The sequence below is a fragment of the Burkholderia sp. BKH01 genome (genome assembly GCF_025685725.1).
GTDB lineage: Bacteria > Pseudomonadota > Gammaproteobacteria > Burkholderiales > Burkholderiaceae > Burkholderia > Burkholderia pyrrocinia_C.
Genome location: NZ_JAOTQT010000013.1, coordinates 103,044 through 122,693, shown reverse-complemented (window position 1 = coordinate 122,693; position 19,650 = coordinate 103,044). Strand labels below are relative to the sequence as shown.

The 19,650-nt window shown below is 68.4% G+C and carries 16 protein-coding genes; 7 read left to right on the top strand and 9 right to left on the bottom strand.

What is annotated here, in order from left to right; all coding sequences use genetic code 11:
• Positions 1 to 106: 106 nt before the first annotated feature.
• Positions 107 to 2,104, bottom strand: a complete 1,998-nt coding sequence (locus OEJ37_RS20080; protein ID WP_263345205.1) for an ATP-binding protein — start codon at positions 2,102 to 2,104, stop codon at positions 107 to 109.
• Between the two features lie 402 nt (positions 2,105 to 2,506).
• Here OEJ37_RS20080 and OEJ37_RS20075 point away from each other — a divergent pair, with 402 nt between their 5' ends.
• Positions 2,507 to 3,544 carry a sigma-54 interaction domain-containing protein gene (locus OEJ37_RS20075; RefSeq protein WP_263345204.1) on the top strand — a complete coding sequence of 346 codons (1,038 nt, stop codon included), beginning with the start codon at positions 2,507 to 2,509 and terminating at the stop codon, positions 3,542 to 3,544.
• Positions 3,545 to 3,574: 30 nt separating this feature from the next.
• Here OEJ37_RS20075 and OEJ37_RS20070 read toward each other — a convergent pair whose 3' ends face one another.
• Both OEJ37_RS20070 and OEJ37_RS20065 read right to left on the bottom strand, forming a co-directional pair.
• Entirely contained in the window at positions 3,575 to 5,374 is a 1,800-nt protein-coding gene (locus OEJ37_RS20070; protein ID WP_174418076.1) for a methyl-accepting chemotaxis protein, read from the bottom strand.
• Between the two features lie 345 nt (positions 5,375 to 5,719).
• The gene (locus tag OEJ37_RS20065; protein WP_174418075.1) at positions 5,720 to 5,974 is read right to left on the bottom strand and encodes a DUF3562 domain-containing protein; all 255 of its coding nucleotides are present in this window, start codon (positions 5,972 to 5,974) and stop codon (positions 5,720 to 5,722) included.
• A gap of 556 nt (positions 5,975 to 6,530) precedes the next feature.
• On the opposite strand from OEJ37_RS20065, the gene OEJ37_RS34935 reads away from it, so the two are divergent.
• Positions 6,531 to 6,965, top strand: a complete 435-nt coding sequence (locus OEJ37_RS34935) for a hypothetical protein (RefSeq protein ID WP_317891538.1) — start codon at positions 6,531 to 6,533, stop codon at positions 6,963 to 6,965.
• A gap of 525 nt (positions 6,966 to 7,490) precedes the next feature.
• On the opposite strand, the gene OEJ37_RS20055 is transcribed toward OEJ37_RS34935, so the two are convergent.
• The 5 genes from OEJ37_RS20055 to OEJ37_RS20035 form a co-directional block, all read right to left on the bottom strand.
• Positions 7,491 to 8,426: a universal stress protein gene (locus OEJ37_RS20055; RefSeq protein ID WP_174418074.1), complete on the bottom strand. Its 936-nt coding sequence runs from the start codon at positions 8,424 to 8,426 to the stop codon at positions 7,491 to 7,493.
• Between the two features lie 207 nt (positions 8,427 to 8,633).
• On the bottom strand, positions 8,634 to 10,016 hold the full coding sequence (locus tag OEJ37_RS20050; RefSeq protein ID WP_244136848.1) for an amino acid permease: 1,383 nt from the start codon (positions 10,014 to 10,016) through the stop codon (positions 8,634 to 8,636).
• Positions 10,017 to 10,459: 443 nt separating this feature from the next.
• Positions 10,460 to 11,485: a DedA family protein/thiosulfate sulfurtransferase GlpE gene (locus OEJ37_RS20045; RefSeq protein WP_174418072.1), complete on the bottom strand. Its 1,026-nt coding sequence runs from the start codon at positions 11,483 to 11,485 to the stop codon at positions 10,460 to 10,462.
• Positions 11,486 to 11,674: 189 nt separating this feature from the next.
• Entirely contained in the window at positions 11,675 to 12,181 is a 507-nt protein-coding gene (locus tag OEJ37_RS20040) for a cupin domain-containing protein (RefSeq protein ID WP_175942258.1), read from the bottom strand.
• Positions 12,182 to 12,544: 363 nt separating this feature from the next.
• Positions 12,545 to 13,015 (bottom strand): universal stress protein, encoded by a 471-nt coding sequence (locus OEJ37_RS20035; protein ID WP_152857265.1) that lies wholly within the window; start codon positions 13,013 to 13,015, stop codon positions 12,545 to 12,547.
• 663 nt (positions 13,016 to 13,678) lie between these two features.
• Between OEJ37_RS20035 and OEJ37_RS20030 the strand changes: the two genes are divergently transcribed.
• Entirely contained in the window at positions 13,679 to 15,793 is a 2,115-nt protein-coding gene (locus OEJ37_RS20030) for a PAS domain S-box protein (RefSeq protein ID WP_263345243.1), read from the top strand.
• The gene (locus OEJ37_RS20025) at positions 15,790 to 16,437 is read left to right on the top strand and encodes a response regulator transcription factor (protein ID WP_034179559.1); all 648 of its coding nucleotides are present in this window, start codon (positions 15,790 to 15,792) and stop codon (positions 16,435 to 16,437) included. Before OEJ37_RS20030 ends, OEJ37_RS20025 begins: the two co-directional genes overlap by 4 nt.
• A 70-nt stretch (positions 16,438 to 16,507) precedes the next feature.
• On the opposite strand, the gene OEJ37_RS20020 is transcribed toward OEJ37_RS20025, so the two are convergent.
• Complete coding sequence (locus tag OEJ37_RS20020) at positions 16,508 to 16,912, bottom strand: lysozyme inhibitor LprI family protein (RefSeq protein ID WP_152857262.1); 405 nt, start codon at positions 16,910 to 16,912, stop codon at positions 16,508 to 16,510.
• 342 nt (positions 16,913 to 17,254) lie between these two features.
• Between OEJ37_RS20020 and OEJ37_RS20015 the strand changes: the two genes are divergently transcribed.
• From OEJ37_RS20015 to OEJ37_RS20005, 3 genes are read left to right on the top strand one after another with little or no spacing between them, the layout of a single operon-like run.
• Positions 17,255 to 17,857, top strand: a complete 603-nt coding sequence (locus OEJ37_RS20015; RefSeq protein ID WP_175942252.1) for a DUF1326 domain-containing protein — start codon at positions 17,255 to 17,257, stop codon at positions 17,855 to 17,857.
• Between the two features lie 23 nt (positions 17,858 to 17,880).
• Complete coding sequence (locus tag OEJ37_RS20010) at positions 17,881 to 18,669, top strand: DUF2182 domain-containing protein (RefSeq protein WP_175917967.1); 789 nt, start codon at positions 17,881 to 17,883, stop codon at positions 18,667 to 18,669.
• Positions 18,670 to 18,677: 8 nt separating this feature from the next.
• Positions 18,678 to 19,571, top strand: a complete 894-nt coding sequence (locus OEJ37_RS20005) for a DMT family transporter (RefSeq protein ID WP_174418069.1) — start codon at positions 18,678 to 18,680, stop codon at positions 19,569 to 19,571.
• Positions 19,572 to 19,650 lie beyond the last annotated feature (79 nt).

Here is a 19,650-nt window from a genome sequence, read left to right as displayed (position 1 = left end):
GAGACGGAGCGGGCCCGCCGCACGGTTTTCCGTCACTCGGGACGCTCGACCGAAGTAAAGGAATCGGTCCATGCGCCGTTGCTCCACGTACCCGCTATGTCCGCTGCTACCGATCGTGCGCTTTCCAGCCGTGCGAATCGTCCAGTGCGATGTCGACGATCACGCTCGCCAGCGTCGGCATGTCGACCGGCTTGCACAGATACGCATCGAAGCCGGCGGCCAGCACGCGGCGGCGGTCGGCCGTGCCGGCGTGCGCGGTAACCGCGACGACCGGCACGTGTCCGCCGCCGCCCGGCAAATGCCGAATGTGATCGAGCAGCCAGAAGCCGTCGCCGTCGGGCATCGCGAGATCCGACAGCACGACGCTCGGCGGATGCCGTTCCACCGCGTCGAGTGCATCGTGCCCCGACTGCGCGGTCGATACCTGCGCGCCCAGCGTTTCGAGTGCCGCGGCGAGGCTGGCGCGCGACGTCGCGTCGTCGTCGACGACGAGCACGCGCCGGCCGTCGAGCACGACTGCAGCCGGCCCGCCCGTCGCGCGAGCCGGTTGTCCGGCCGGATCGTCGGCGTCCCAGCCGGCCGGCAGCGTGACCGTCACGGTCGTCCCGCGTCCGGCGCCCGCACTCGTTGCGACGACGTCGCCGCCGTGCAGTTGCGCGATGTCGCGCACGATCGACAGGCCGAGCCCGAGGCCGCGTTTCGGTGTCGCGAACGCGCCTTCCGGCCGGTTGAACGTCTCGAACAGGTGCGGCAGGTATTCCGCCGCAATGCCTTGCCCCGTATCGGCGACCGACAGCCGCACGCGCTCGCCCGCGCGCGTCAGCGACACGGTGATGCGTCCGCCCGGCGGCGTGAACTTGATCGCGTTGGACAGCAGGTTCGACAGAATCTGGCGCACGCGCTCACCGTCCGCCGGAATCACGCAGGTCGGCATCGAATACTCGGTCGACAGCACGAGCCCGTTCGCCTGTGCCGTCGCGTCGAGTTCGCGCACGGCGTCGCGCACGATCCGCACGAGATCGACCGGCACGTGTTCGAGGCGCAGCCGGCCTGTCGCGAGCGACGACGCGTCGATCAGGTCGCCGACCATGTGCGACAGCGATCGCGCGCTGCGATCGATCGCGTCGATCGCCTGTTCCGCGAAGCCCGGCCCGTCGACGTTGCGCAGCACCTCGACCCAGCCGTAGATCACGTTCACCGGCGTGCGCAGTTCGTGCGACACCGTAGCCAGCAACTCGTCCTTCAGCCGGTTCGACGAGTCGGCCTGCGCACGCGCGTCGCGCGCGCCGCGCAGCGAACGCAGGTCGCGCTGCTCGCCGCGGCGGCGTTCGCGCGCTTCGCGCAGCGTCATCGACAGGCCCATGCAGTTGCCCTGCACGTCGACGATCGGCGACGCGGCAAAGGTCGCACGAAAGCGGCCGCCGTCGCGACGCACGCACAGCACGTCGAGCGGCCCGACCGGCGCATGCAGGTTCGCGAACGATGCGGGTACCGGATGCAGCCGCAACCAGCGCGGCGCGATCATCGAAACGATGTCGCGCCCGGTTGCCTGCCCCGCGTCGATCCCGAAGATCCGCCACGCGGCCGGATTCCAGCTCGTGATCCGCCGCGCGGCGTCGACCCCGACGATCGCATCGGGCGACGCGTCGACCACACGGCGCAGCTGGCCGTCGTCAGGCGCGCGGTCAGGCGCGCGCGCGGCGGGTGCGGGCTCGCGGTGCGGCGAACGCGCGTCGCCGCTGCCGTCGTCATCGATTTCGCGCAGACGATCGTTCGCGAGCAATGGCTTCACGGCCATCACGAGCACGCACTCGACGAAGCCGATCGCGACGAACGTGCCGGCCTGCGTGAGCAACGTGGCCAGCGGCGCATCGCGCCACCACAGCGTGCCCATCGCAGCCACGCTCGCGGCGATCGCCACCAGGCCGCCGCCGAACGACGTCAGCCACGCGGCAGCCGCAACGGCCGCATAGAAAGGCAGCAGCGCAAGTGGCGCGTGCTCGCCGACGACGCGAATCGCCCACGCCTGCAGCGCGGACGCCAGCCCGACGGCCAGCACGACCCATGCACCCTGCCGTAGCACCTCACGGATCGGGGTCCTCATTGCATCCTTGCATCGCGCCGGCTTCCGTCGCGCGGCATCGTGCCGCTTGTCGGCCATCCGGCATGCGGTCGAGCGTGCCGGGCGAGCATGGTGATGTCAGCAAGCGACATGCCCGATGCGGGCCGGGAATGGTGTTCGGACAGAGGATGAGCGGACGGGGTGTCGTGCCGGCTGCCTGTTCGGCCGCGGCCGGTCCGGCACCGATCGATGTCGCGGTGGGCCCGGGCTGAATACGATCGCAACCGGCTTTTTCATCGGGTTTCTGTAAAAAAGCAGCGGTGCGACCCTGGATGGCGCAATCGCTCCCTACTCGCGGAAAGACCGATGGACGATTCCTTCCGCCCGCGCCGCGCACATTGGAAATTCCTATTCAGCGGCACCTTCGCGGCCGTTTCGCTGTCCATGATAAATATTGCAATGAACGGAACGCGCGATGCCGATTTTCAAAACGGCCCGCCGACGCAGATGGGTGAAACCGCAAACCGGCTGAAGCAGCGCGCAGACGGTCGCCGGCTGTCCGGCCGGTCTTCCGCGATGCGCACGCTGCTCGGCCGCATCGAGAAAATCGCACCGACCCGCGCCAGCGTGATGATTGCCGGCGAAAGCGGGGTCGGCAAGGATATCGTCGCGCGCAGGCTGCACGATCTCAGTGCGCGGCGGGACGGCCCGTTCGTGCCCGTAAACTGCGGCGCGATTCCGCCCGATATCGCCGAGTCGCAGCTGTTCGGGCACGAGAAAGGCAGTTTCACCGGCGCGATCGCGCAGCGGGAAGGTTTTTTCGAAGCCGCGCGCGGCGGCACGCTGCTGCTCGACGAGATCGCGGAAATGCCCGCCGCGCTGCAGGTGAAGCTGCTGAGGGCCATCGAATCGAACGCGATCGTGCGGGTGGGCGGCACCGAGCCGATCCCGCTCGACGTGCGCATCGTATCGGCCACCCGCCACAATCCGGCCGACGCCGTGCGCGACGGCCGGCTGCGCGAGGACCTGTTCTACCGCCTCGCCGCGTTCGCGCTATACGTGCCGCCGCTGCGCCAGCGCGACGGCGACATCGAGGCGATCGCGCGGGAATTCGTCGATACGCTGAACGCGCGGCACCGCTTGCACAAGCGGCTGACCGACGCGGCGATCGCGGCGCTGCGCGCGTATTCGTGGCCCGGCAACGTGCGCGAGCTGCACAACACGATCGAGCGCGCGTACATCCTGGCGGACGACGGCATCGACGTCGCGCTGCCGAAGCAGCCGATGCCGCCGGACCGCACGTCGGAGAACGCGATGGCGCTGCCGCTCGGCGCGACGCTGCATCATGCGCAGCAGCGCTTCATCGCGGCGACGCTGCTTCATTTCGACGGCAACAAGCCGCGCGCGGCGAAAGCGCTCGGGATCAGCCTGAAGACGCTCTACAACCGGCTCTCGTTGATGCGCGACCGAGGCTGCTCCTGAGCGGCGTGGCCGCGCATCCGGCGGGCCGCGTCACGAAACCTTGAACTGCCCGACCGTCGTCGCCAGTGCGTTCGCCTGCGACTGCAGCGCGGTTGCCGCCGCCGTCGACTGTTCGACGAGCGCCGCGTTCTGCTGCACCATTTCGTCGAGCTGCGTGACCGCGCGATTCACTTCCTGGATGCCGCGCGTCTGCTCGTTCGCCGCGTGCGTGATCTCCGAAATGATCGTCGTCACGTTCGACACGTTGGACACGATCTCGCGCATCGTGTCGCCGGCCTGGCGCACCTGCCCGGACCCGGCCGACACGCTCGCGACCGTCGATTCGACCAGCACCTTCACTTCGCGCGCGGCCTGTGCGCTGCGTTGCGCGAGGCTGCGCACTTCCTGCGCGACGACCGCGAAGCCGCGGCCCTGCTCGCCCGCGCGCGCCGCTTCGACGGCCGCATTCAGCGCGAGGATGTTGGTCTGGAACGCGATCCCGTCGATCACGCCGATGATGTCGCCGATCCGGCCCGACGCTTCCTCGATCTTCCCCATCGTCGCGACGACGTCCGACACGACCACGCCGCCGTGCGACGCGATCCGCGACGCGGCCGCCGCGCGTTCGTCGGCCTGGCCGGCCGCCGCCGCCGACTGGCCGACGGTGGCCGTGATTTCCTCCATCGATGCCGCCGTTTCCTCGAGGCTCGCCGCCGCCGATTCGGTGCGCGACGACAGGTCCTGGTTGCCCGCCGCGATTTCGTTCGCAGCCGTGCGCACCGATTCGCTCGCGTCGCGAATCTGGCGCATCACGTCGTTCAGCTTGTCGACGAAACTGTTGAACGAGCGCGCGATGTCGGCGACTTCGTCGCGGCCGTCGGCCGGCAGGCGCCGCGTCAGGTCGCCCGCACCCGAGCCGATCGCGGCCATTGCCTGGCGCACCTGCGACAGGCGGCGGAACGCGGTCGCGGTGATCGCGCCGATGATCAGCGACGCGACGCCGACGATCACGACCAGCGTGATCAGCGATGCGGTCAGCAGCGAGCGCATCCCGGCCGTCGCCTCGGTCTTGTCGAGCAGCACCAGCGCGTACCAGTCGGTGCCCGGCACTGGCCGCGCGCGCACCAGCTTCGCATCGCCGCCGACACTGACCTCGACGGGCGCAGTCGCGGCCGCGACCGACGCGGCGCTCGTAGCGCCGAACTCGGGCGACACGTCGGCGACCGGCTTCAGCGTGAGCTTCGGGTTCGGGTGCGCGACGACGTGGCCGCTGCTGTCGATCAACATCCCGAAGCTCGCGGGTGTCGGGTGGATCGACTTCACGTTCGCGATCACGCTGTCCATCGCGACGTCCGCGGCGACGACGCCCTTCAGCGCGCCGTCGCGCAGGATCGGCACCGCGAACGTGACGACCAGGTTGCCGGTGCCGGCGTCGACGTAAGGCGGCGTGACGACCGGCTTGCCGGCCTGCGCGGCCTGCTTGTACCACGGGCGGCCGGTCGGATCGTAGTCGGGCGGGATGCCGGTCGGGTCGGAGAAGCGGAACGTCTTGTCGGCGTAGCCCGCGTAGACGTTCGTGAAGCCGCCGGCCGCGGCCATCTGCTTGAACACCGGCAGCGGATCGGGCGCCAGAGCGGCATCCTGCAGCGACGCGATCATTCGGCTCCGGGTGGCGACCCAGTCGGCGATCCCGACCACGTGGCCGTTCGCGACTGAGGTCAGGTTGCGGTCGATCGCGTCGTCGTTGTACGAGCGTGCGATGAAGTAGTTGATCAGGGTGGTGGCGACGAGCGCGAATACGACAATGGCGACGCACGCGGCAAGGATGCGGGCGCGGATGGACGAGAACATGGCAACGACTCGGTAAGGGAAAGCGAACGCCCGGTGGACGAATTCACCGGGGTAAACGGCAAACGCGCCGCTTACTTGAGGCCGTTGTGACAATTCAGTGAAAAACGCCGCCAGTTGTCAGCGGATCGTCAGGACTGTCGTGCCCGCCCAGCGCCTCGCGCGCGCAGGTCGCCGGGCGCGGCGACGGCGCCGACGGCTTCGTAAGAGGAAATCACCGGGCGTTTCGGGTTGGCCAGCTCGCCGTCGACCGCATGCGTGGAGGTCGAGCGGGGGGCGAGCGGAATTTGGCCGCGGCCCGGCGACGGATCGGGCGACGCCTGCGGCGTCAGCCGCGGCGAGCGCACGTCATAGACGGTGGCTCGGGCGCGGATCGGATTCCGTGGTCGGCGTATCGGCCCGCGTGTCGCTGTCGAGATCGTCCTGCTGGCGCATCCGTTCACGCAGGTGCCGGATCGCGAACACGTGGATGTAGTCGTGCACACGCGCGCCGGACGACAACACGCGTACTTCGTCGTCGAGCATCGCGCGCAACTGGTCCGCGCCGATCGCACGCCGTTCGGCGGCTTCCTTGAGTGAATCGAGCAAATTGTCCTTGGACATCGACGAACTCCTGACGGTCGAGGAACGAAAAGATGACGGTACTGGAAGCTTAAAGACTGGATGGCCGCGCGGCGTGCGATGCGCCGGAGCATATTTGCGCGCGATCAACGGCACGTTGCGTGCCGCCGCGCCGATCCGTCTCCGGACCGGCCGCGCATGGTTCGCGGCGCAAACCGCCCGCGAACGCAACTGGAATTCCTGCCGCGCCACCCCGGGGCGCGGCACCGGCGTCGGGCCGACGATGGAACGCCGCGCAACGCCGATGCAGTTCGGGAAACTTAGACCGGCCGAAATCATGCGTCAAGCGATGCCCGCCGCGCGCTGTCCATTCGTCGGAACGAATGTGCCGGATCGTCGCGGATACCGCCGATCGGCCGCCATGCGTGTCAGCGGATTCCGATACGCGCGCGCAATGCCTGACAGCGACTTCAGCGCGCGCCGCTTGGCATCGCGTCATCGCCACCCGATACTGATGGCATGGACGAAGCGTTCATACCGGGTCATCGCCCAGCCGGCCATCGAGCCGGCATGCGGGGTCCGGCGCAGGAGACCAACCATGAAACATCGCAACTTCCCGGGCCGGGACGGCCAGCGGCACGCGTCGGGCAACACGCGCGCCCTGCCCGCCCGGGCCGTGTCGGCCGGCAACCGTCCGTCCGACGACCTCGACACCTTGCTCGCGCTCGCACGCGAAGCCGGCCTGCTCGTCACGCTCGACGGGCAGATCGGCCGCGAAAAGTACCAGAGTGTCGCGGGGTCGGTACTTGCGCTGCAACGGTTCGCCGCGGCACTCTGCGCGCGGGCCGCACCCGACGCGCCGGCCGTTTCGGAGCCACGCCGCAAGGCACGCCCCGGCTGGCCGCATGCGAACCGGCTGCGCAACCGCACGTGCAACGCGTGCGCGCCGCTGCATGTCGTGTGCCAACGCCCGCGTGTACGTCGCAGCGCCGGCCGCCGGCATAATCTGCGGTCGATTCTTCGCAGCCTCTGAACACGCACGCGGCGCGGCTGCGCGCGACAGAAACTTCCGCAAGGCCGGCAGCGTGCCGCGCATGTACGGCGATGCCGTGCATGCCGCAACCATCCGCCGGCCCGCATCGGCGCGACCGCGCGCCATGACGTGCCATGGCGTACCGTGCCACACGGCAGCATTCACGACGATACCTGCGAGGAAAAGAAATCAGACGGGGCCAGCAACGCGGAAAGCGGACGGGGTGACTCGCACCCCGCCCGTCCTCCAAGGCAGCCGTCGGCTGCCTACCCTCGTGCCAGAGAGTTCCCGGTCGGATGACGCGCCATGCAACGCATGGCGCGGCTCACGAAAACGATGCGACGGCGGCCAACGCGCCGCCGATCGATGCTCGCGTTCATGCACGATTGTCATCGTGCATGAACGACAGACCCACCACGTCGCCGGGTCTCCTGTCAGAGTCTCACGCGATGCGCATGCCGTTTATGATGCAGGTCAATCCAGGCCCGCTTCGTGTGCGACACCGCGCCATTCACGCCGCGCGATTCACTCCGCGCCACGCACGAGCAAAACAGGCACTTGCGCGAGGTGCGCAATGCGGCGCGCGACGCTGCCGATCAGCCAGGCGGCGATGCCGCGCCGGCCATGCGTGCCGACCACCAGCAATTCCGCACGCCAGTGCACGGCGTCGCGCATCAGCGCATGGGCCACGTCGTCGCTGGTCGGACGCGTTTCGACGATACCGCGCTTGGTCGGGTTACCGGTCGCATGGAACAGCGGACCGATCTTCGCGAGCGCATCCTCTCCCTCCGCGCGGTACGCATCCTCGAGCGCGCGCACCGGCACGATATCGGTCAGACGAACCGCGCGATCGATCACGTACGCCGCATACAGCAACGTCGTCGGCGCCGCGAAGCCGAGCCCGACGCGCACCGCGTGCAGCGACGGCTCGCTGCCGTCGACCGCGAACATCAGCCGTTGCAGCGTGCCGTCCGACGGACGCTCGTAGGCGGCCGGCACGATCAGCAGCGCGCAGCGTGCGCGTGTCGTCAGCGTGTCCGACATCGCGCCTTCGACGAGCCGCAGCAGCCCATGGTGCGGATTCGCGCCGACCACCAGCACGTCCGCGCGCCACGCCAGCGTGTCGTTCACCAACGCATCGGCGACCGTGCCGCCCGTGACCGACGTATCGACGACGACCTGCTCGACCTCGATGCCGCTGTCGTCGAACAGCGCCGCGATCCGCGCGTTGGTGGCTTGCGCCTCGCGGATCATGTCCTCGCGCGCCGACGTCAGCAGCGCGTCGATGCGCGGGATGTCGGGCAATACGAGGCGCGGGTTGTCGATTGCGCAGACGATGCGCAACCGCATGCCGGGGCGCAGCAGCGTGCGCGCGTAGCGCGCGGCGGACAGCGATTCGGGTGTCGGATCGACGGCCAGCGCGATTCGCGCGAGCGTCGGGATGGACTGGTCAGGCTGCATGGCGAAGGCCTCCGTGGGTGCGCGTCGTCGCGGAGCGACGACGGGAGCTTCGCGTGGAAGCGGCGCGCGGCGGCCGGATGGCTGGCACGGTCGCGGGGATCGGCGGGTGGTCACGCGAAGCGCGGACAAGCAATCCGTTCAGCATAGAACGTCCGGCCCGCGCGCGTATGATCGCGATCAACGCACGCGCGGGCTTATCCGTATTGCTTACGACTTCGTCGGCACCGATGCCGCCGGACGATTCGCGTAGAACAGCGCATACGCGATGCCGAGCAGCGCGATCCACGCCGGCCCGATCACGAGCGCGACGCGCGTGTCCGGCGTGAACGCCATCAGCACGACGACCAGCGCGAGAAACCCGAGCGCGACGTACGAACCGAGCGGATAGAACGGTACGCGGATCGGCAGGCGCGCGATCCTGTCGGCCGACAGCGTGCGGCGGAAGCGCATCTGCGCGATCAGGATCACGCACCACGTCCAGATCGCGCCGAACGTCGACACCGACGTGAGCCACGTGAACACGTGTTGCGGCGCGAGATAGTTGAGCAGCACGCCGATCAGCAGCAGCGCGACCGACACGATCACGCCATACACCGGCACGCCGTTGCGGTTCACGCGACCGAGCTTGCTCGGCGCCTGGCCCTGCTGCGCGAGGTTGTAGAGCATCCGGGCGGTGCTGAACAGGCCGCTGTTGCACGACGACAGCGCCGCGGTCAGCACGACGAAGTTGATGATGCCGGCGGCGGCCGGAATGCCGAGCCGCGAAAACGTCATCACGAACGGGCTGCCCTGCGTGCCGATCTGGTCCCACGGATACAGCGACATGATCACGAACAGCGCGCCGATGTAGAAGATCAGCACGCGCCAGAACACCGAATTCACGGCCTTCGTCAGCGACTTCTCCGGGTTGCGCGCCTCGCCGGCCGTCAGGCCGAGCATCTCGACGCCGAGATACGCGAACATCACGATCGGCAGCGCGGCGATCACGCCGCCGATGCCGTTCGGCATGAAGCCGCCGTGCGCCCACAGGTTCGAGATGCCGGTTGCGACACCGCCGTTGCCGATACCGAACGCGATCATCAGCCCGCCGCCGATGATCATCAGCACGATCGTGACGATCTTGATCAGCGCGAACCAGAACTCGAATTCGCCGTACAGCTTGACTGCGATGAAGTTCACCGAGCCCATCGCCATGAGCGCCGCGAGCGCCCAGATCCAGTTCGGCACGCCGGGGAACCACATATGCATGTAGACGCCGACCGCCGTGATTTCCGCCATGCAGGTGACGATCCACACGAACCAGTAGGTCCAGCCGGTCAGGTAGCCGGCGAGCGGGCCGAGGTAGTCGCGCGCGTAGCGGCTGAACGCGCCGGCGACCGGATTGGTGATCGCCATCTCGCCGAGCGCGCGCATGATCAGGAAGATCGCGATGCCGCCCAGCAGATAGGTCAGCAGGATGGCCGGGCCGGCCGTGCGGATTGCGGTGGCCGAGCCGAGGAACAGGCCGACGCCGATCGTCGCGCCGAGCGCCATCAGGTTGATGTGCCGTTCTTCTAGCCCGCGGTGCAGCTGGTCTTCTGGTTGTTTCAAGTCCGTCTCCTGGCAGCCGCAAGCGGCCGCCGTCATTGTGTCGATGTCAATGCGCGACCGTTCATGCCTTTACTGGCAGCCGAAAACGAAATAATCCCCGCCGTCGTTTTCCGAATGGAAAGCGACACGGATACTGCGTCAATCCGATGGGAATCGCCGCGGATTATCCGCATATTCCGGAGCAATCCGGAAAACGGATCGGGCCTGTTTCACGGAATACGCCCATGCGGCCCGTGCGACGCGGCTGAGCGCGTGACAAGCGGCAACGGGATCAATCGCTTTCAGCGCAAACGAACGCGCGTCGAATGTGCGCGATCACGCGCACGAAATATGCAGGCGGGATTATATGGATACTCAGAGGTTTCACGCCAGCCGATTTTCACAAAATCGCAATGCGTGAAACCGGTAGCGATATTCGAATGCGCGCGGTGCCGCGCGCGCATTTATTTGGATAACGTCGCGCGCACCGTATATTCGCCTTCGAGCGCGCCGTGTTCCGGGCGCACGAAATAGCGCGACGAATCGAGATCGGCCGGCAGCGGCTCGACCGGATAGCCGTGCTTCTCCCACGCATCGAGGCCGCCCTTCAGCGCCCGGATGTTGTGGATCATCTTCTTGCGCTGCATCTTCGCGATCAGGCGCTTCGCGGTCGCCTCGTTCGGGCACACGCAATAGACGACGATCGGCCGTTTCAGCATTTCCGGGTCGAGCAGGTCCGGCGAATCGAGATCGACCGGCACCGCGCCGGCGATCCGGTACGGCTCGCGTTCGCGGATCGCGCGCGGCCGCGCATCGAAGATCAGCGGCGGTTCGTCCGACGTCATCATCTCGACGAGCTGCGGCGGCGAGATGCGCACCTGCGCGAGATAGCGGCGGAACTGCACGCGGCGCACCCAGCGGTACAGCAGGAACGTGATGAAGATCGCGAGGAAAGCGTCGAGGATCGTGCCGCCGCTCGCGCGCACCCACAGCACGAACTGGACGATCTGGTCATGAATGGCCGCACCACCGATGAGCCAGAACGCGGCCCACAGCGATGCGCCGGCCAGATCCCAGAACAGGAACACGCCGACACCGATCGCGGTCGTGCCGAGCAGCGGCGCCGACACGAGGCCGAGGCCCGGCAGGAACTTGGACAGCACGAGCAGCGGCGCGCCGTATCGTTCGAATACGTTACGCGCGAAGCGCAGCGTCGTGTCGAGCGACAGCGAGAAGCGCACGAGGCCGTTCAGCAGGCGCCGGCCGCGCGTGCGGCCCATGAAGAACCACAGCGAATCGGCGAGCATCGTCGCGCCGATCGCCGCCGCGAACATGCTGGCCCACGACGCCTGCCCCATTGCCGCCATCGTGCCGCCGAGAATCAGCATCGGCACGGCCGGCACCGGCACGCCGAGCTGCGTGATCAACACGCTCGCGAATACGGCCCACGGGCCGAGTGACGATGGAATTGCAACGGGAAAGTGCCACACGGCGGCGCTCCTGGAAGACATGCGGGCCGCGCGACGGGGGCCGTCGGTCCGGCTGTGCAACGGCCGCCGCGGCACGTCCGCCGCAGGCCTTGCGCATCACGGGCATTCTAAACGGGTTTGACCGGGATCGTGCGGAACACACGCCGTCGGCGCGGGCTTCCGGGCCGACGGTTGCACCGCTTGCGGCGATCACGCGGCCGGGCGCTGCGCGAGCCTTGCGACGTGCTCCACGTAGTCGGGAAACGCGGCGGCCAGCATGGCCGCGTCGGCCAGCTCGAATTCCGCGAACTCGAACCCCGGCGCAACCGTGCAGCCGACGAGCGCGACGTGCTCCGGCGACGCGCAGCGCGCGCCGAACCAGCGCCCGGCCGGCACGACCGTCTGGAACACGGTGCCCGGATGCGTGAGCGGGTTGCCAAGCCGGTGGATCGTCAGCCCGTCGCGCTCGTCGAGCACCCACACCTCGAGCGGATCGCCCGCGTAGAAATGCCAGACCTCGTCGGAACGGATCCGGTGCCACGACGAATAGGCGCCGTCGCACAGCAGGTAGTAGATCGCGGTCGATGCGGCGCGCGGCGCGCCGTCGGCCGGGCGCACGACCGAATCGGTCGCGCGGTAGGTTTCGCGGAAATAGCCGCCCTCGGGGTGCGGCTGCAGGTCGAACTGGCGGATCAGGTCGGTGGCGGAAATCGGCATGGCGGATGACGTCGGCAAGGTGAGAAACCGGCATTCGGCGTACGGCCCGGTTGGTCGCGGATGCGACCGGGTGCCGCCGGATGCCGCTGCGTCGATCGCCGCGGCCATGCGCGCGGCGACGAAGCGGACACGGTCGATGCTGCCAGAACTGCGTGTCGGGATGCAACCGCGGGCATGCAACAGCGCAGGTGCGCGCGCATCCGGAGCGCCCTCGTCCGTTCGGCGCATGCGTCGAACGCGACAGGCGCACCCGCGCGCGCTGCGCGGATCAGCGCGTCGCGCGTTCCATCAGGCAGATCCGGCAAAGGCGCGCGGCAGTCTCCCGGCCGCAACCGCCCATGCGTCAGCAACGCACCGCGTGCATCACGCGGCCGTCGGCGCGCCCGGCTCGCTGTGCCGCACCAGCAGCACGGGCCGGTCGGCCGCGCGCAGCAGCGATTCCGCGACGCTGCCGAGCAGCAGCCGGCGCAGCCCGTGCCGCCCGCTCGTGCCCATCACGATCAGGTCGGCGTCGGCTTCGGCCGCCGTACGCATCAGCACCGTGGCGACATCCTCGCCGTACGCGTCGAGCGCGCGCACGGTGCCCGGCACGTGCTGCTGCGCGAGCTCCGCTTTCGCATCGTCGAGCACCGGCGTCGCGGCAGCGGTGGCGGCCGCATCGCCGTCGTGCTCGGCCGCGAAGCCCGCATCGACGTCGACGAGCTGAGGCCGATGCTCGACGACATACGCGCAGGTGACCTCGCCACCGGACGCCGCCGCGATCCGGATCGCCTCGTTCAGCGCGAGACGCGCGCTCGGGCTGCCGTCGAGCCCGACGAAAATCCGCTTGTACATGGTCCCTCCCTCCGACCGGGCACGCATCGCGCGTTGTGCGACGGCGGCCCGTTATCGCAAGCCGGCCCGGCGCCGGTTTGCCTGCCGAACAGTCTGCCCCACGTGCCGACGCGCTCGTTGACGCGCGTCAAGCGCAGCCGGCGCGCCCGCTGCTCCGCGCCGTTTGCCGCATTTTCAGCTGACCCTATTACAAAAGACGTGTAAAACGCGCACAATTTCACCTTGAAAATAGACGTTGCGCGCAGCCGATGCGAGTTTTGCCCGGTTTTGCCGTGCTGCCCGAGTGCCAAGGGCCTGTTCACGCCAACAACTGTTTTGCGAGCGTGCGTTGCCGGTTGCCCCCAACGGGCTTCCTTCGGAGCGCATGCAAGGAGTGAAGCGCGCCGTTTGGCCGAGCCAAACGCCCGAAGGAAGTTCCCTTGGGGGACAAGCGAGGATCGACGCCACAATGAGGCCGGCAACGCACGTCTCCCTGATTTTTGATAGAACATTTTTGTGAGGCTGGCCACCAGAAGGGCCGATCGCCGCGCGATGCTCCTGGCGAATACGTCGAGTATTCGCTTCGTCGCATTCCTTGCGATCGGCCCTTCCGGTAGCCAGCGCAAGCCCGTTAATAGTGTGAACAGGCCCCTTAGGCGGCCCCGACAACAGAATGGCTATCGAATGACCGCCAGTGGAACCCCGACGCGTGATGCCCGAGGGCCCACGCGCCTTAAGATCATGTTACGCCAGCCGCTCGCGGCTGGCATCGTCGCGCTGTGCGCCGGCGCGGTGTTGTCGCTCGGCGTCGCGCTGCTGGTGCGCGAGCAGTGGCAAGGCGCCGTCCGTACGCGCTTCGAGCGCCGCGCGACGCATGTGACCGCGATGCTGCGCCACGAGCTGCAGTCCGGCGTTGCCGTGCTCGAAGGCGCGCGCGGCGCATTCAGCCTCGTCCCGGAAATGACGCCCGAGCAATGGCGCCGGTATGCGGAGACGCTCGATCTCGACAGCGGTCGCTCGCCGGTCCGGCAGATCGGCTATGTGCCGCTGCCGCCCGCGACACGCAGCGCCCTCGCCGGCTCGAAACCGATGCCGGGCGGCGCGCTCGCGGCCGCGGCGCTCAGCGCCCCCCCGTCGAGTTCGCCCGTCGTGCGCTTCGGCGCGTCCGACGCAGCGCCGCTGGCGCGCGCGCTGCAGACCGCCGACATCGCGCTCGGCGTTCACCCGGCCGACGACGATACGTCCCGTGACGCTCGCACCCTCACACTGTTCCTGCCGGTGAGCACCTCGCCGCATGCGGCCGCCACGCCGTCCGGCACGCGCGAGGCCGGCGCCGACGGGATGCTGTTCGCAGCGCTGAGCCCGCGGCGCCTGGTCGAGCGCGCACTCGACGCGGAACGCGGAATCGACCTGTGGATGACCGCCGGCGGCGATCCGCGCGCGATCGCCAGCGTCGAAACGACGACCGACGAGGCGTTGGCTTCACCCGACCTGTTGCGGCGCACCGACGTGCTGAATTTCGGCGGCACCGCGCTGACGCTCGCCTATTCCGCGGACGGCCGCCCGAGCGCGACCGGCGCGCAGCGCGCGGCCGGCACGGTGCTTGCCGCTGGACTGATCGCGTCGTTCGCGTTCGCGGCGCTCGCCCATGCGCTGATGCGCGGCCGGTTCGGCGCCACGGCCGATTCCGGTGCGAGCAGCCGCGGTATCCTCAACGAGGCGCGGATGATGGGCATTATCCGTTCGTCGATGGAAGCGATCATCACGATCGACGAGAAGCAGACGGTCGTGATCTTCAATCCGATGGCCGAGCAGGTGTTCGGCGTGTCCGCGATGGAGGCGATCGGCGCGCCGCTGTCGCGCTTCATCCCCGAGCGGTTCCGCGCCGCGCACGCGAAGCATGTCGACCAGTTCGGCGTGACGGGTGTCTCCGAGCGGCAGATGGGCCGCCAGCGCGTGCTGTTCGGGCTGCGCGCCAACGGCGAGGAATTTCCGATCGAGGCGTCGATCTCGCAGATCCGCGACGCGTCGGGCAAGCTCTATACCGTGATGCTGCGCGACATCACCGAGCGGCTGCGCGCCGAGAATGCGCTGAAGCAATCGCGCGAGGAATTGCGCGAACTGTCGGCGAACCTGCAGAACGTGCGTGAAGAAGAAAAGACGCGCATCGCGCGCGAACTGCACGACGACCTCGGCCAGCAACTCACCGCGCTGAAGATGGACCTGTCGGTGGTCGAGCAGCAGTTGCGCGTGACCGACCGCGCGCAGCCCGACGCGGGCACGCTGTCGCACCTGCAGGGCATGCGGCGGCTGATCGACGCGACGGTCGCATCGGTGCGGCGCATCGCGGCCGACCTGCGGCCGGTGATGCTCGACGATCTCGGCCTCGTGCCCGCGATCGAATGGCTCGCAAACGATTTCACGAACCGCTACGGGATCGATGTCGAGCGTCACATCGAAACCGGCGGCCTCACGTTCACCAGTACGGGCGCGACCACGTTGTTCCGCATCGTCCAGGAAGCGCTGACGAACGTCGCGCGTCATGCGGATGCGACGCGCGTCGCGCTGCGGCTCGACATCGAGGACGGCTTCTGCGTGCTGCGCGTCGCGGACAACGGCCGCGGCGCGGCGCCCGGCGGCACGGTCCACGAGGACAAATCGTTCGGCCTGATCGGCATTCGCGAACGCGCACACATGCTGGGCGGCACCGTGACCATCGATACCGCGCTCGCGCGCGGTTTTTCGATTACCGTCGCGTTTCCGCTCAGTTCCGTTCAACAGGAAACTCTCATCTCATGATCAAGGTGCTCATCGCCGACGACCATACGCTCGTGCGCGACGGTCTGCGGCACATCCTCCAGAACGCCAGCGGATTCGAGGTGGCCGGCGAAGCCTGCGACGGCCCGTCGACCATCGCGCTCGTGCGTTCGACACCCGCGCAGGTGCTCGTGCTCGACCTGTCGATGCCGGGCCGCAACGGCGTCGAGCTGATCAAGCAGATCAAGGACGAGAAGCCGGCGCTGCGCGTGCTCGTGCTGACGATGCACGCGGAGCAGCAATATGCGGTGCGCGCGTTCCGCGCGGGTGCGTCAGGCTATCTGACGAAGGAAAGCGCGAGCGCCGAACTGGTCGGCGCGGTCACGAAGGTGGCGTCGGGCGGCGTCTACGTGAGCCTCGCGATGGCCGAGCAGTTCGCGCAGAGCCTGAACGAGCCGGCCGAGACGCTGCCGCACCAGCGGCTGTCCGATCGCGAATTCGACGTGTTCCGGCGGATCGCCGCCGGCCAGACGCTGACCGAGATCGCGCACGCGCTGTGCGTGAGCGCGAAGACGGTCAGCACCTACAAGACGCGAATCCTGGAAAAGATGCAGATGCCGCACGAAGCGGCGCTGGTGCGTTACGCGATGCGGCACAAGCTGCTCGACGAAACGGACGACGTGTAACGGACGACGTGTAACGGACGACCCGAAACAGCGGATCGCGAGCCGCACCGGCCGGGCCGGTGCGCGACTTTTACCTGGCGGGCACCGGGCACGCGAGATCGCCTTCCTCGCAGGACAGATAGGCCTTCAGCGTTTCCGTGCGCGCCTTCGTCAGATCGTCGAGGCAGGTCGATACGACCATCGGGTACACGCTGCCGCCCTCGGCGTTCGCGCTGGAGAAACCGCATTCGGCATCGCGGTATGCGATCCACGCGCGCTGCGCATTCACGAGTTTGTCGGCAAGCGGCCGCGCATCGCGCAGGCGCCCGGTGACGGCCTGGTAGGTCCGGTTCAACTCCCCATCGGATTTCTTGTACGCGCGATCGGCACACGCCGTCATCGTCGCCTGATCCGTCGCGTCCGCACAATTCGCCTGTGCATGGGCAACGTTCGCCGCCAGTGCCAGCGAGCACAGCAGACCGGTCAAGACACGCATGGATGCTCCTTGTTGTTCGTTGAAGTCGTGGAAGCCGGTGCGGAGCCTGACGCCCCTGCCGCGCCTCGGCGCGCGGCGACACCGTCCGCGATGCTAGCGCACGCGCGTTCGCTTGTCAGCCGGCATCGTGCTCGCGCGCCGGCTTGCATATCACCCACGCGCACCTAAACTTGAAAAATTGATACGCAGCTTCAGGCCAGCGCTATCGCATCCATCCCGTCCCGCTTCCGCGCATTTCTCAGCGCATTTCGCGTTCGTGTCGCCGAGCGGGCGTGACGTTTCGTCAGCCGGTTTCCTCTGCCTTGCGCAACGCGCAATCGCCGTCACTCTCTGGAGGAAATCATGAGCTATCACCTGGAAGGCCGTCTGCTCGAGGTCTGCAATTGTCGCGTACTATGCCCGTGCTGGATCGGCGAGGATCCGGATTTCGGCGTGTGCGACACCATCGTCGCATGGCATGTCGACAAGGGCACGGTCGACGGCGTCGACGTCGGCGGCAACACGATCGCCGCGGTGTGCCGCGTGCCGGGCAATATCCTGCAAGGCAACTGGACGGCCGCGATCTTCGTCAGCGACACGGCGTCCGACGCGCAGGAGCAGGCGCTGCTCAAGGTCTACACGGGACAGGCCGGCGGCCCGATCGCCGAACTCGCGAAACTGATCGGCAAGGTCGTGTCGATCGAGCGCGCACCGATCCGGTTCGACGTCAACGGCGCGCGCGGCACGCTGTCGATCGGCACCGACTATCACGCGGAACTCGAGCCGTACCTGGGCCCGAGCGGCGCACAGACGACGCTGACCGACACCGTGTTCTCGACGGTGCCCGGCGCACCCGTGTTCGTCGGCAAGGCGCCCGTCTACCGGTCGAAGAATGCGGCGATCGGCATCGACGTCGATCTGAAGAATCACAACGCGTTGCAGAGTACGTTCCTGTTCGACGCGTGAATCGCGATCGCACGGAAACGGCCATGGCAGCGTCGCTGCATCGGCGCCTGTTTCCGCTTGTGCTCACGAGCCTCGTTGCATTCGCGTGGGTCACGCTGTGGGCGTGGACGCGCAGTCCGTACGGGCGTTATCTCGAGCACGGCGACGGTGCCGCCTCCGAACCGTTCAGCGCGCTTTGTCGCGCGTTGCCGGGCGGCACGCTATGGCTGCCGGCCGTGCTGAACGCGGCCGCCTGGACGCTGATGATCCTTGCGATGATGCTGCCGACGACGCTGTCGCTGTTCGACGCGTTCGCGCGCGTCGTCGCGAACCGCCACGACCAGACGCGCCTGCTCGCGCTCGTCGGCATCGGCTACGTCGTCGTGTGGAGCGGATTCGGCCTCGTCGCGCACGGCCTGCATGCACTGGTGCTGACGGGCGTCGCGCATGTGCCGGCGCTCGCGTGGCGCGGCTGGCTGATCGGCGCGGCCGTGTTCGCGCTCGCCGGCGCATTCCAGTTCAGCAGGCTGAAGGAACACTGCCTGGACCGGTGTCGCACCCCTTTCAGTTTCGTGATCAGCCGCTGGCGCGGCCGCACGCCGTTGCGGAACGCATTTGCGCTGGGCGCAAGCCACGGGCTCTTTTGCGTCGGGTGCTGCTGGGCGCTGATGCTGCTGATGTTCGTCGTCGGCGCCGGCAGTCTGGGCTGGATGCTGTCGCTCGCCGCGCTGATGGCCATCGAAAAGAATGCGGCGTGGGGACGGCAGCTCACGGCGCCGCTCGGCGTCGCGCTGTTCGGCGTGGCCGTGCTGATCGCCGCGAACCACGCGTGAGGCCCGCGATGCGCCCGCCCGCCTCCGCATTCGCGCTGCACGTGCGGCCGGGCGTGCGGGTCGCCGCGCTGACGTCCGTCGCGATGCTCGCATTCGCGTCGAATTCCCTGCTGTGCCGGCTCGCGCTGCAGGCCGGACGGATCGACGCGGCCAGCTTCGGCAGCCTGCGCCTCGTGTCGGGCGCGCTGATGCTCGCGATCGTTGCCCGCGCGGGTGCGCGACGCCCCGCCCCGCCTGCGGACTGGCCCGCGGCGGCGATGCTGTTCGCCTATGTCGCGTGTTTCTCGTTCGCGTACCTGACCGTCAGTGCCGCAACCGGCGCGCTGATCCTGTTCGGCGCCGTGCAACTGACGATGTTCGCGGCGGGATGGCGCGCCGGCGAACGGTTCGCCCCGGCGGGCTGGGCCGGGTTCGGCGTCGCGCTCGGCGGGCTGCTGTATCTTGTTTCGCCGGGGCTCGCGGCGCCGACACCGCAAGGCGCCGCGCTGATGACTGTCGCCGGCGTTGCATGGGGCATCTACTCGATACGCGGCCGCAAGCCTGCCGATCCGGTCGCGGCGACCGCCGGCAACTTCCTGCGTGCCGCACCGCTGGCGCTCGCGTTGAGCGTCGCGCTCGCCGACCGCGTGCACCTGACACCGGCCGGCATCGTGCTTGCCGTGCTTTCCGGTGCGCTCACATCCGGCCTCGGCTACGTCGTCTGGTATGCCGCGCTGCGGCACCTCACGGCCATGCGCGCTGCAGCAATCCAGTTGTCCGTGCCGCCGATCGCCGCGGCCGGCGCCGTGCTGTTCCTGTCGGAACAGCCGACCTGGCGGCTCGCGCTCGCATCGGCCGCCATCCTCGGTGGCGTCGCGGCGGTGCTCGCGACCCGTGCCCGCCACGCAGGCACCGCGCCGTGACGCCGGGCCGGCGCACCGCGCTCGCCCCGGCTCATTCGTGCATGCACAAGCGAAAAACCCGTACACGGATACCGTGCAC